The sequence below is a fragment of the Nocardia aegles genome, assembly GCF_052545135.1.
In genome coordinates, this window is sequence record NZ_JBQWRI010000006.1 from 43943 (window position 1) to 56190 (window position 12248).

Annotated in this window: 12 protein-coding genes, 1 tRNA gene and 1 pseudogene; 5 read left to right on the forward strand and 9 right to left on the reverse strand. The window is 66.4% G+C overall.

Annotated elements, in window-relative coordinates; all coding sequences use genetic code 11:
• Positions 1 to 25: 25 nt before the first annotated feature.
• Positions 26 to 322: pseudogene (locus ACT89H_RS18185) on the forward strand (GNAT family N-acetyltransferase); the annotation flags it as partial.
• Between the two features lie 132 nt (positions 323 to 454).
• On the opposite strand, the gene ACT89H_RS18190 reads toward ACT89H_RS18185, so the two are convergent.
• A complete protein-coding gene (locus ACT89H_RS18190; protein ID WP_445109821.1) occupies positions 455 to 1648 on the reverse strand; it encodes a helix-turn-helix domain-containing protein in 1194 nt (397 codons plus the stop codon).
• A gap of 238 nt (positions 1649 to 1886) precedes the next feature.
• Here ACT89H_RS18190 and ACT89H_RS18195 point away from each other — a divergent pair, with 238 nt between their 5' ends.
• Positions 1887 to 3011: a hypothetical protein gene (locus ACT89H_RS18195; protein WP_445109822.1), complete on the forward strand. Its 1125-nt coding sequence runs from the start codon at positions 1887 to 1889 to the stop codon at positions 3009 to 3011.
• A 294-nt stretch (positions 3012 to 3305) separates the two neighbouring features.
• Here ACT89H_RS18195 and ACT89H_RS18200 read toward each other — a convergent pair.
• The 3 genes from ACT89H_RS18200 to ACT89H_RS18210 all read right to left on the reverse strand — a co-directional run bounded on the left by ACT89H_RS18200 (position 3306) and on the right by ACT89H_RS18210 (position 5636).
• A tRNA-Asp gene (locus tag ACT89H_RS18200) sits at positions 3306 to 3377 on the reverse strand.
• Positions 3378 to 3627: 250 nt separating this feature from the next.
• Positions 3628 to 4785: an acyl-CoA dehydrogenase gene (locus tag ACT89H_RS18205; RefSeq protein WP_445109823.1), complete on the reverse strand. Its 1158-nt coding sequence runs from the start codon at positions 4783 to 4785 to the stop codon at positions 3628 to 3630.
• 164 nt (positions 4786 to 4949) lie between these two features.
• Positions 4950 to 5636, reverse strand: a complete 687-nt coding sequence (locus ACT89H_RS18210) for a TetR family transcriptional regulator (RefSeq protein WP_445109824.1) — start codon at positions 5634 to 5636, stop codon at positions 4950 to 4952.
• Between the two features lie 310 nt (positions 5637 to 5946).
• Here ACT89H_RS18210 and ACT89H_RS18215 point away from each other — a divergent pair, with 310 nt between their 5' ends.
• Positions 5947 to 6180, forward strand: coding sequence for a helix-turn-helix domain-containing protein (locus ACT89H_RS18215; protein ID WP_445109825.1), 234 nt, complete (start codon positions 5947 to 5949; stop codon positions 6178 to 6180).
• 54 nt (positions 6181 to 6234) lie between these two features.
• On the opposite strand, the gene purE is transcribed toward ACT89H_RS18215, so the two are convergent.
• A complete protein-coding gene (gene purE / locus ACT89H_RS18220; protein WP_445109826.1) occupies positions 6235 to 6750 on the reverse strand; it encodes a 5-(carboxyamino)imidazole ribonucleotide mutase in 516 nt (171 codons plus the stop codon).
• Positions 6743 to 7963, reverse strand: a complete 1221-nt coding sequence (locus tag ACT89H_RS18225) for a 5-(carboxyamino)imidazole ribonucleotide synthase (protein WP_445109827.1) — start codon at positions 7961 to 7963, stop codon at positions 6743 to 6745. The genes purE and ACT89H_RS18225 overlap by 8 nt, the downstream gene beginning before the upstream one ends.
• Positions 7964 to 8002: 39 nt before the next feature.
• On the opposite strand from ACT89H_RS18225, the gene ACT89H_RS18230 reads away from it, so the two are divergent.
• Positions 8003 to 8542, forward strand: a complete 540-nt coding sequence (locus tag ACT89H_RS18230; RefSeq protein WP_445109828.1) for a GtrA family protein — start codon at positions 8003 to 8005, stop codon at positions 8540 to 8542.
• Position 8543: 1 nt separating this feature from the next.
• Here the strand turns inward: ACT89H_RS18230 and ACT89H_RS18235 are convergent, their stop codons facing one another.
• The 3 genes from ACT89H_RS18235 to ACT89H_RS18245 are packed head-to-tail and all read right to left on the reverse strand — an operon-like array spanning position 8544 to position 11087.
• On the reverse strand, positions 8544 to 9845 hold the full coding sequence (locus ACT89H_RS18235; RefSeq protein WP_445109829.1) for a sensor histidine kinase: 1302 nt from the start codon (positions 9843 to 9845) through the stop codon (positions 8544 to 8546).
• Between the two features lies 1 nt (position 9846).
• A complete protein-coding gene (locus ACT89H_RS18240; RefSeq protein ID WP_040865082.1) occupies positions 9847 to 10524 on the reverse strand; it encodes a response regulator transcription factor in 678 nt (225 codons plus the stop codon).
• Positions 10525 to 10541: 17 nt separating this feature from the next.
• On the reverse strand, positions 10542 to 11087 hold the full coding sequence (locus ACT89H_RS18245; RefSeq protein ID WP_445109830.1) for a PH domain-containing protein: 546 nt from the start codon (positions 11085 to 11087) through the stop codon (positions 10542 to 10544).
• 159 nt (positions 11088 to 11246) lie between these two features.
• Between ACT89H_RS18245 and ACT89H_RS18250 the strand changes: the two genes are divergently transcribed.
• Complete coding sequence (locus ACT89H_RS18250) at positions 11247 to 12200, forward strand: acyl-ACP desaturase (RefSeq protein ID WP_445109831.1); 954 nt, start codon at positions 11247 to 11249, stop codon at positions 12198 to 12200.
• Positions 12201 to 12248 lie beyond the last annotated feature (48 nt).

Below are 12248 nucleotides of genomic sequence, written 5' to 3' on the forward strand. Positions count from 1 at the left end.
CGGAACATTCCCCACGCACGAGGAGTTCTACCCCGACATGACGACCAGGCTCGAACACAACGTCGCCGACACCCGCTTCGAGATCTACATCGACGACACCCTAGCCGGGTACGCCGACTACGCCGAACGCGAAGACCCGAAGGTCCGCGACTTCCACCACACCCTCACCTTCCCTGAATTCCGAGGCCGAGGAGTCGCCGCCCAAGTCGTCGAATACGCACTCGACGACTCCCGCGCCGCCGGTTTCTCGGTCGTCCCCACCTGCTGGTACGTGGAGCAGTACATCTCCCAGCACCGCGAATACGCCGACTTGGTGAAGTAGACGACCCAAGCGCGGCGAGTGGCACACCGGCGAGAGGCCTACTCGCGTTTTGCCGCAGCCATGCGCCACTCGCGGAGATTATTCGCGACGCTTCCGGTGTGACGGAGATGTGGATGGGTGGGGTGAGGCTGCTCAGTAGGGGACCTGCACGAAGTCTGCCAGCTCACGGACTTCTGCCGTGAGCGTTCGCCGCTTCTCGATCATGCCTGCGAGGATGTCACGCGCGAATCTCTGTTTCACCAGCCATTCGGGCAGCTCGCGGCGGATCTGTTGAAGTACGGCCAGCGCTTCGGTGTACTGCCGCATTGCTGCGTGTGCTGCTGCGACGTCGAGGCGGTGACGCTGCCACGGCCAGGGGAGAGGGTATTTCGTTCCCTCCAGTTGTGCGCCGATCGCTAAAGTGACTTGCGGCTTGTCGATCACCATGGCGTTCTCCGCAGCCAGCATCTGTACCGTGACCGGGCCGAATGCGTGCAGCAGGCCGTCTCTCGAGTCGTGTTCGCCATGGCGGATCGCCATTCCGGCTACGCGGGCGAACGCCAGCGCGTCATCTGCCTCCCCAGGTCGGTTGTCCCGTATCGCCGCTGTGGAGACCCGTTGCAGCATCAGCCCCCAGCTGGCGAGATCTTCTCGCGATGCCTTGGAAATTCGGCGCGGTTCGAGATCGTCCGCCCACTTGGTTGCAACCTCGCGCGCCTTGGCGAGGTCCCCTTTCCGAATCCATCGCCAGCAATCCGCATCCGCCAACGGCGCAGCTGCCCGTAGATCCGGCGCATCATCCAACGCCAACGCGATTGCGTGGTCTGCTGCGTCGAACTGCCAGGTCAGACACATTTGCCAGGCCACCATCTGGCGAATCCGAGACCGGAGCCTGCGTGCATCGACGGTGCCCGAATCCGCCGCAGCGACCAGATAATCCGCATCGCGCAACATCGGCACCAGATGCTGGGCAAGCTCAGCGAAACGGCCACCGCGGAACAACGGCTTCACTTCCGCGAACGTTGCGCTGACACCGGCGACGGTCGGCGGCTCGCTGTACTCGTCGGCCGGATAGATACCGGCCAGCGCCTGACGGACATCGGCCCACAGTTCGACATCGGTCACGTCTGGATCGGCGGCATCCGGCTTCACAATCAGAGCAGAGGTTTCGACCCGCAGCGCGTTCGCCAGCCGACGCGCCGTTTCGGTTCTCGTCGACTCCTGCCCGCCCTGCTCGAGCAGCCTGATCAGCTGAACCGACACACCGGATCGTTCTGCTAGCTCGGTCTGAGTGAGCCCACGCCGTTTGCGAATACTGCGCAGGCGGTCCCCTAGTTGTGCGCCCATATGCCAACGGTACGCGGGCGCAACGCATTCCGAGACCGCTCGGAATTAGTAGTTTCCAACACCGCTGCTCAGTACTGCCATTGTGAGCATTGCCCCACGCGCAGAGCCTGGATTCAGCCCCGACGCCGGGTGTCGCCGGTCCTCATCCCGGCCTTTGCTGGTTGCGCGATGGCGCGTAGCCAGGCGGTTCGGCCTCGGCGTCGGGTGCACACCAGTGCATCGAGGAGGGGAGTTGTTCGTGAATTCATCGAAACAGGCTGGGCAGACGCCGTTGTCGGTGTGTCACTTCTACCGGCAGGTGTGTGATCTGCCCGCCGAAGTCCATCCGCCGCATCTGGGGCGGATCACGCTACGCGCGGGCCGGGTGTGCGGGGTGATGATGCCCGCGTTCATCGGCTCGGAAGTCAAAGCGTGGATGGACCGAACGGGTCAGCAGGCCGGGCCGGTGATGACGCATCCGCGCTCGCAGCGCTGGACGTTCCTCACCAGTCCGGACCTGCCCGAAGACATCCGGTTGTTCGCGGAGATGTCGCGGGTGGGTGTGTCGACCGGCCGCATTACTCATTCGCGATGGGAAACGGTGGCCGGTGAGAAGGTTCCTGACAAAGTCCGCGAAGACCTGCGGGACATGGCACGTGATTTCGGTGACAAATTCCAGCACGTGATCATTTCCCGCGCTGACGCCCTCCGCGCTATACAACTCGGCCGATCGCTGGCATCCATGCAATTGGAATTGATCCGGCCGTACGAGCTGCAACGGGCCGACCGGGCGCGTGAAAGACTGGCGAAGATTCGCCAGATGGTGCGGGCACAAGAGCGAGCCGAAAAATTCCGTACAGTCCAGCAGTTCCGGGAAGCCGCCGCGCGTGGCCGAGTAGACGCCCCGCAACGGGTCGAACGCGACCGGCAGGCCCGAGCAGAAGCCGAGCGAGCGCGGCAAGCACGCCAGGCGCCGGAAAGTGAGCGGGCTCGGATCGAACGAGAAGCCGCCGAACGGGTGGCGCAGGAATTCCCGGTGCCCAGCCAGTATCAAGAACTCGAAACCATCGACACCGGAGAACAAGCGGCCCGAGAAGCCGCCGACGCCGCCAGCGTGCAGCGCGAAGCAGCCGAGGCACGCGCAGCGGCAGCCGAGAAGGAACGCGAAGCGGAGTTCAAGGCGCTGGACGAGGCGAGGAACGCCGCGTTCAAGGAACTGGACGAGAAAGGGCATCTGTCGGAGGTCGAAAGACTTCTGTGGTTGGGGCAAGCGCACCATCCACAAGCTGCGGTGCGGCAGCCACCCGGCCAAGCCCCGAGCATTGTGCGTGGCGGCACCGGACACGGACAAGACCGGGCACGCGGAATAACTCGCGACCGATGAGTAGTCGTCCGTGCGCGACCGGCTCACCGCTCGAACATCCTGCGATCCAGGAAAACTCACTTCAGCAGGGCGCGGCTCATCACCAGACGCTGGGTCTGGTTGGTGCCCTCGTAGATCTGGGTGATTTCTCCGGCATTTCCGACCACGTGGCGAAACACAACCGAATAACACTCTGAACTGGGCAGGAACATCTTTGGAGTTCTGCCCAGTTCTTCGGCGTTCCAAGACCCCCACGGCCTGGAGACGGCTGAAAGCGGCCCAGAAGTGTCACCCGAGTGGCACGTCGAGAAGGGGCCATAGAGGCTGGAATCGAACCAGCGTCCTTCGACTTGACGGGCGATACTCTACCAACTGAGCTACTCCATGGCCGAGAACACAGTACCAAGCGTTACCTCCAGCCGTACAACGGTTTTGCAGGTTGTCACTCTCGACGTTGGTAAGAATTGGAGCTGCGGAAACGCCACTCGCCGAGCCCAAACCGGCCACGTTAGTGCGTGAAACCCGCTCGATCACGACGAGAACCGGCAGGTCACAGCCATGACTGACCATCCACCGACGAAACGTGAGCCAACTCAGGATCGGCTCATCGCTCGAACATCCTGCGATCCAGGAAAACTCACTTCAGCAGGGCGCGACTCATCACCAGACGCTGGATCTGGTTGGTGCCCTCGTAGATCTGGGTGATCTTGGCGTCTCGCATCATGCGCTCCACCGGGAAGTCGGTGGTGTAGCCGGCGCCGCCGAACAGCTGGACGGCGTTAGTGGTGACTTCCATGGCGACGTCGGAGGCGAAGCACTTGGCGGCGGCGGAGATGAAGCCGAGGTTCTGCTCGCCGCGCTCGGCGCGGGCGGCCGAGGTGTACACCATGAGGCGGGCGGCCTCGACCTTCATCGCCATGTCGGCGAGCATGAACTGGGTGTTCTGGAAGTCGGCGATGGACTTGCCGAACTGCTTGCGGTCCTTGGTGTAGGCGATGGCCGCGTCCAGCGCGCCCTGGGCCAGGCCGACGGCCTGCGCGCCGATGGTGGGGCGGGTGTGGTCGAGGGTTTGCAGCGCGGTCTTGAAGCCGGTGCCCGGCTCGCCGATGATGCGGTCACCCGGCACCCGGCAGTTCTCGAAGTACAGCTCCGCGGTGGGCGAGCCCTTGATGCCGAGCTTGTGCTCCAGCGGGCCGACCACGAAGCCTTCGTCGCCGGAGTGCACCATGAACGCCGAGATGCCGTTGGCGCCCTTGTCCGCGTCGGTCACCGCCATCACGGTGTACCAGGAGGACTTGCCGCCATTGGTGATCCAGCACTTGGAGCCGTTGATGATCCAGTCGTCCCCGTCCGGCTTGGCCCGGGTGCGCATGCTCGCCGCGTCGGAGCCCGCCTCGCGCTCGGACAGGGCGTAGGAGGCCATCGCGCCGTTGACGAGGTCCGGCAGCACCTTGTGCTTCAGCTCCTCGGAGCCGTTCAGGATCAAGCCCATGGTGCCGAGTTTGTTGACGGCCGGGATCAGCGAGGACGAACCGCAGACGCGCGCGACCTCTTCGATCACAATGCAAGTGGCCACCGAGTCGGCGCCCTGGCCGCCGTAGGCCTCGGGCACGTGCACGGCGTTGAAGCCGGAGGCGTTGAGCGCGGTCAGCGCCTCCTCCGGGAAGCGGGAGTTGCCGTCGACGTCCTTGGCGTGCGGGGCGATCTCCTTCTCCGCGAGGCCGCGGATCGCTTCGCGCAGCTCGTCGTGGAAGTCCTCGAGCTTGAACAGGTCGAAATCCGGGTTTCCCGCCATCGGGCTTCACTCCTGATCGTCGGTGGTCGGCGCCGCTTTCCCTCGATCAAAAGCAGCAAGTCGGCACTCAGTGCCATATATCAACGATAATACTCGCCAGCAACTCGACCAAGTGCGTCAATGATCTGGCACTCAGTGTCAGATACGTCGCATTTAGCTCCGGATCACAACGAACCGAGCTTGCGGACCAGCAGGTCGGCGATCTGCCGGGGCGGGACATCGCGGGGGAACACCGCGACGACCAACTCGTCGGCGTTCGCGGCGCGCCCAGCCCCTCGCGGGATGGCGGCCAGCTCCATCCGCAGGTCCGCGGCGCCCGCGTCCGACTCGCCGCGCACCATCCGGCGCAGCAGATAGTTGTGCGTCGCCGTCACGGCGGCGGTGAATTGCACCCGGGCCAGATCGGGGACGTCGGGCAGCCGCTCACGCAGGTAGTCGGTGAACAATCGTTCGTAGCGGAACACCGTCACGATCTCGCGCTCCCGCAGCGCGGGCACCCGTCGGACCACCTGGTAGCGCCGTGCCGCGATCTCCCGCCACTGCGTGAACCGCTCGAACACCTGCACCACCGCCGAGCACACCGCCTCCCACGGGTCCTCCCGCGACGCGGCCAGGAACTCCGCCGCCTGCGCCAGCTGCGACTCGTGGTCGGCGAAGATCACGTCTTCTTTCGACCGGAACTGCCGGAAGAACGTTCGCCGGGAGATGCCCGCCGCTTCCGCGATCTCGTCGACCGTTGTCGCCTCGTACCCCTTCTCGGCGAACAATCGCAGCGCCTGATCCACCACCGTGAGCCGGAAATGCGCGGTGTCGTCGTCTCCCCGCGTCCGAGCGATATCCCCTGTAGTCACGAACTCACACGGTAGTCAGCGGCCGATAGCCGCGAGTCCCCCACACCGAAACCTTTCGTGTTCCACCGCCGTATGCCCCGCTCGGCTTCGACGCGGGTCAGCTCCCGAGGGTTGCGACATGATGTCGCCCGGTGCCGTGCGCGTACCCCGAAGTCCGTGGAGCCGGTGGCGGCACGGCGTGCGCGCAGCACGCTGACCGGGCACAGCGTGCTGCCGAGCCGAGCCAGGCCGGTGTCCGCGTGGTCATGTCCACTCCTCGAACAGTGGGGCCGGTGGTTCACCGCAAGGTGAGCGGGGTCCGGGAATCGACGTGGGTCAGTTTCTGCATGCCGAACTCACTACGCAGCAGGCGGCGGACATGCTGAACGTGTCGCGCCCCTACGTCGTGACGCTGCTGGAAACAGGCGAGATTCCCTTTCGCCTGGTCGGGCGGCACCGCCGGATCCGATACGACGACCTGAAGCAGTACCAGTGGCGAGCCGAGGCCAAGAGTCGAGCCGCGATGGACGAATTGGCGGGACTCGGCCGAGATCTCGGCATCTGACCATGGCCTTCGTTGTCGTCTACGACGCAGGCGCGACCGCTGACCGCTGACCGCTCAGCCCAAGAGTTTGGTGCGCAGCGCGTCGTCCTTTTCCAGCACCATCTGCTCGAGTCCGGCTTGGAACTGTTCCATGCGGGTGCGCAGGGCCGGGTCGTGGGCGGCGAGGATGCGGGCGGCGAGCAGGCCCGCGTTGCGGGCGCCGCCGATGGAGACGGTGGCGACCGGCACGCCCGCGGGCATCTGGACGATGGACAGCAGGGAGTCCATACCGTCGAGGTATTTGAGTGGAACCGGCACGCCGATCACGGGCAGCGCAGTAGCGGAGGCGACCATGCCGGGCAGGTGCGCCGCGCCGCCCGCGCCGGCGATGATCACCTTCAACCCGCGGCCCGCCGCCGACCGCGCGTAGTCGAGCATGCGTTGCGGCGTGCGGTGCGCCGAGACGACGCCCACCTCGAAGCGGATCCCGAATTCGGCCAGCGCCTGCGCGGCGGCCTCCATGGTCGGCCAGTCGGAGTCGCTGCCCATGATCAGGCCGACCGCGGGGGCGATGGCCAGTTCCTCACTCATGCGGATCCCATCCGTCGGTCCAAATCGCGTGCGACATCCAGTGCGCCGCGCGCTCGGCTTTCTCCCTGACCTCGGCCACATCGTCGCCGAGGATGTTGACGTGCCCGATCTTGCGGTCGGGGCGCTCACCCTTGCCGTACAGGTGCACCTTCGCCTCCGGGATCCTGGCGAACAGGTGGTGCAGCCGCTCGTCCATCGACATCGCCGGGGCTTGCGGCGCGCCGAGAATGTTCGCCATCACGGTCACCGGCGCCAGCGGCGCGGTGTCGCCGAGCGGGTAGTCGAGCACGGCACGCAAATGCTGCTCGAACTGGCCGGTGCGGGCGCCGTCCATGCCCCAGTGCCCGGAGTTGTGCGGGCGCATGGCCAGCTCGTTCACCAGCAGCTCGCCGTCGATGGTCTCGAACAGCTCCACCGCCATGACGCCGACGACACCCAGGTCCCTGGCGAGATGCAACGCCATGGTCTCCGCCGCGGCGGCCATGTCCTCCGGCAGACCAGGTGCCGGCGCGATGACGACAGCGCACTGCCCTTTGCGCTGCACGGTCTCCACCACCGGCCAGGTCGCCGCCTGTCCGAACGGCGAGCGGGCCACCATCGCCGACAGCTCCCGCTTCAGGTCGATCTTCGCCTCCGCCAGCAGCTGGACACCGCGGGCGAGCTGGTCGCCGACGATCGCCGCGGCCGCGTCGGCGGCCTCGGGCATCCAGACGCCGCGCCCGTCGTAGCCGCCGCGCACCGCCTTCAGCACGATCCGCCAGCCGTGCTCGTCGCCGAAGCGCACCGCGTCCTCGACCGAGGTCACCGGCGTGAACGCGGGCACGGGCAGCCCCAGCCCACTCAGTTTGGTGCGCATGGCCAGCTTGTCCTGCGCGTAGACCAGCGCCTGCGGTGGCGGCTGCACGTTGACGCCCTCCGCGACCAGCGCCTCCAGGTGCTCGGTCGGCACGTGCTCGTGGTCGAAGGTCAGCGCGTGCGAGCCGACCGCCGCCTTGCGCAGCGCGGTCAGATCGGTGTGGCTGCCGAGCACCACCTCCGGGCTCACCTGGGCGGCCGGGTCGTCGGGGTTCTCGGCGAGCACGCGCAGCCGCTGGCCCAGCGCGATCGCCGCCTGGTGGGTCATGCGCGCCAGCTGGCCGCCGCCGATCATGGTGACGGTGGGCAGGGCCGATGGGTCGAAGGAACGTGCGCTCACGTCGGACAATATTGTCATGTCCGGTGCAAATCACAGCGACCGGTACACTCCGGTCTTGTGTCATTCGTCGACGACGTGGTCAGCGTCCTTCCCAAGCCGCTGCAAGGTGTCGCGTACCGGCAGCGGGAATTGATCAAGTTCGCTATCGTCGGCGCGACCACGTTCGTGATCGACAGCGGCATCTTCTACATGCTCAAGTGGACGGTGCTCGCGGAGAAACCGGTGACGGCCAAGATCATTTCGGGTGTCATCGCCGTGATCGCGTCCTACATCCTGAACCGGGAATGGTCGTTCAAGAATCGCGGCGGGCGGGAACGTCATCACGAAGCGCTGCTGTTCTTCGTCGTCAGCGGCGTCGGCGTCGTCCTGGCCTTCACTCCGCTGTGGATTTCCAGCTATATCTTCGACCTGCGCCAACCCAACGTGAGCTTCACGGTCGAGAACATCGCCGACTTCGTCAGCGCCTTCATCATCGGCAATCTGCTGCAGATGGCGTTCCGTTTCTGGGCGATGCGCCGCTGGGTCTTCCCGGACGAAATGAGCGAACTCGAAGCGGAATTCGTGGATCTCGTGGAAGAGGAACTCGGCCGCAGCTGAGTCAGCGCGGTTCGGCCACCACCGCGTTGGCCGGACGGGCCTTCGACCCGAGGAACACCGCGAACAGCGCGGGCCTGCGCCGTTGCAATTCCAGCCGTCCGCCGTCGGCCTCGACCAGCGCCCGCGCCAGCGCCAACCCGACACCGGTGGAACCGCCCGCGGAGAAACCCCGGTCGAAGATGTGCGGCGCCAGCTCGTCGCGCACTCCGTGCCCCTCGTCGGCCACCTCTACGCACACCAGCGGCTCGCGATCGGCCCCCGGCCGTACCGAGCGCACCGACACCGTGCAGGTACCGCCGCCGTGCATGAGAGCGTTGTCCACCAGCACCGCCACCGCCTCGCGCAACCGCGAACCCGTGATCGGGGCGCGCAACGACTCGTCTCCGGTGAGCGTCAGCGTCCGGCCCGCCTCGGTGAACGGGTGTTTCCATTCGGCGACGACGCCGCGCAACTCGTCCATCACGGGCACCGGATCGCGATCGGCCGCGTCCTCGTCGCGGGAGGCGCGAACCAGGTCGTCGATCGCGTCGGTGAGCCGGTCGACCTGGGCCATGGCTTCCTCGGCCTCGTGCACCACCTCCGGATCGGCGTGCGCGGACAGCTCGTCCAGGCGCAGCCGCACGGCGGTCAGCCTGCTGCGCAGCTGATGCGAGACGTCCGCCACCAGGGCGTGCTCGCGCTGGAGTCGGCCGGCGATCTCCACCGTCGCCGAGTCGAGCACGTCGGAGACGCGGTCCAGTTCCGCGATGCCGTGCCTGCGCGGATCGGGCCGGAAATCCCCCATCGCCAGCCGGGCCGCGCGCGCCGCCACGTCGCGCAGCGGATCGGCTACCCGCCGGGCGGTGACCACCGCGACCGAGACCGCCGCGCCGAGCGAGGCGAGCACCGCCAGCGCGACCACCGCGACCGCCTGGCGCTGCATGGCGTGCATCGGCGCGGACGGCACCTCCAGGCGCAGCGACGCGGACTTGCCCATCGACAGCGACTCGACCAGCGGGTCGGGCACCTCGGCCACGCCGACGTCGCGGCGGACGGCGTTGTCCCGCTGCGACGGGTAGACGATGGTGAGCTTGCCGTTCTCGGGCACCAGCGGCGCCACCGACCGGATATCCAGCTCGCCGGCCACCGTGCCGTCGCGTTCCTGCGCGATGATCTCCCCGGCGATCCGATCCAGTCGGTTCTGCAGGTCGTTGCGGGTGATGTCCTCCACCCACAACCACGCCGTGTAGATGAGCGGCACGCCGAGCACCACCGTGGTGAGGGTCAGCACGGTGAGCATGGACCGTAGGATCCGGCGGCGCATGTCAGTCGGTGTTCAACCGGAATCCGACACCGCGGACGGTGACGATGCGCCGTTCGGCCATGGGACCCTCGTCGCCGATCTTGCGGCGCAGCCAGGACATGTGCATGTCCAACGTCTTGGAACCGCGCAACTCCGCGTCACCCCACACCTCGCGCAGGATGGTCTCGCGCGCCACCACCTGACCGGCCCGATCGATCAGCACCTTGAGCAGCTCGTATTCCTTGTTGGCCAAACCGATTTCGACGCCGTTGACCAGTACCCGCCGGGCGGCCGGTTCCAGACGGATGCCGCCCACCTCGACCGTATCGTCACCGATTCCGCTGCGCCGCAACAGTGCTCGCACCCGGGCCAGCAGCTCGGCGAGCCGGAACGGCTTGCCGACGTAATCGTCGGCGCCTGCGTCCAGCCCCACCACGAAATCCACCTCGTCGGTGCGCGCGGTGAGCATCAGCACGGCCAGATCCGCGCCGCGGGCGCGCACCTGACGGCACACTTCCAGCCCGTCCATGCCGGGCAGTCCCAGATCGAGAATGAGCAGGTCGTGCCCGCCTTCGAGAGCCCGCTGCAGCACGGCGGGGCCGAAGCTCTCGACGGTCACCGAGTAGCCCTCGCGGCCGAGCGCGCGCGACAACGGGGCCGCGATGGCATCGTCGTCCTCGGCCAGCAGTACAGCGGTCATACGCCCAGGTTACGGGCTCACCGGTAGCTGCGGCGGTCGTCCCGGCGCTCGTCGCGCCCGTCCCGATGACGTTCCACCTCGAACACTTGGTGGTACAGCAGTGAATGCACCTGCTGGACCGCCGGGATGTCGTCGTACTCCAGCGGCTCCGAGGAGGACGACTCGATGATCAACGTCCCGGTGCCGAGCATCCGATCGAACAGCCCGTGCCGGAATTGCACGCTGGAGATCCGGCTCATCGGAATGTCGATTCCACTGTGGGTGAGCACGCCCTGACGGATCAGCACGCGCCGGTCGGTGACGATGAAATGCGTCGACTTCCAGCTGATAATCGGTACAGCACAACGCCATAGGAGAATCACCACATACACCACGAGCACCGCGATGAGCAGCGCCGAGGCGGTGGTGCCGGTGGCTTTCTGCGAAATGAGTCCCCCTGTGAAACCCGCGAGAGCCGTGGCCACGATGAGCGTCACGATCGGCCAGAAGAGCATCTTCCAATGCGGGTGGCGATGCAGCAGCAACCGTTCGTCCGGCGCCAGCACATCCTCGGGATAACCCATATCAGGAACCCTACCGCGTCCATCTGCCGGAACGGCTGACACCGCAGCGCGTTCTGCCGCACAATCAGCAGGCATGCGTGTGACGATTCCGCGCAGTGCTGTCTGTATCGCGCAACGCCCGGCTCACCATCATCGCCGATTACGACCGTGGAGGAACGCGTGACCAAAGACCTGACCCCGCTGCAGATCCTGGCCGAACTCGAACCCGTCGCCGAACAGAATCTCGATCGGCACCTGTCCATGGCGAAAGACTGGAATCCGCACGATTACGTGCCGTGGAGCCTGGGCCGCAACTTCGCCGCCCTGGGCGGCGTGGACTGGGAACCGGAGCAATCCCGGCTCGGCGAGGTCGCCAGGGTAGCGATGATCACCAACCTGCTCACCGAGGACAACCTGCCCTCCTACCATCGAGAGATCGCGCAGAACTTCTCCGAGGACGGGCCGTGGGGCACGTGGGTGGACCGCTGGACCGCCGAGGAGAACCGCCACGGCATCGCCATGCGCGACTACCTGGTCGTCACCCGCGCCGTCGATCCGGTTGCCCTGGAACAGGCACGGATGATCCACATGAGCAACGGCGTCCGGTCACCGGACGGATGGGGGGGATTCCTGGCGAGCGTCGCCTACGTCACCTTCCAGGAACTGGCCACTCGGGTATCGCACCGCAATACCGGCAAGGCGTGCGACGACCCCGTCGCCGACCGGCTGCTGCAGCGCATCGCCGCCGACGAGAACCTGCACATGATCTTCTATCGCTCGTTGTGCGGCGCGGCGCTGGATCTGGTGCCCGACCAGGCGCTGCCCGCGATCACCAGGATCATCGAGAACTTCCTGATGCCCGGCGCGGGGATGCCCAACTTCCGCCGCTACGGCGTGCTGATGGCCAAGCACGGCATCTACGATCTGCGCCAGCACCTGGAGGAGGTCATCGAGCCGGTGCTCAAGCAGTGGAACGTCTTCGAACGCTCGGATTTCGGGCCGCGCGGCGAGCAGTCGCGCGACGAGCTGGGTGAATTCCTGCAGAAGCTGGGCAAGGACGTGATCAAGTTCGAGGAGCAGCGCGATCGCGCACTCGCCCGGGATGCCGCCCGCGGCATCGCCCAGCCCGTCTGAGCCGCGGTTTCTCGCCCACGATCCGCTCGCACCGCACGGACCGGACAG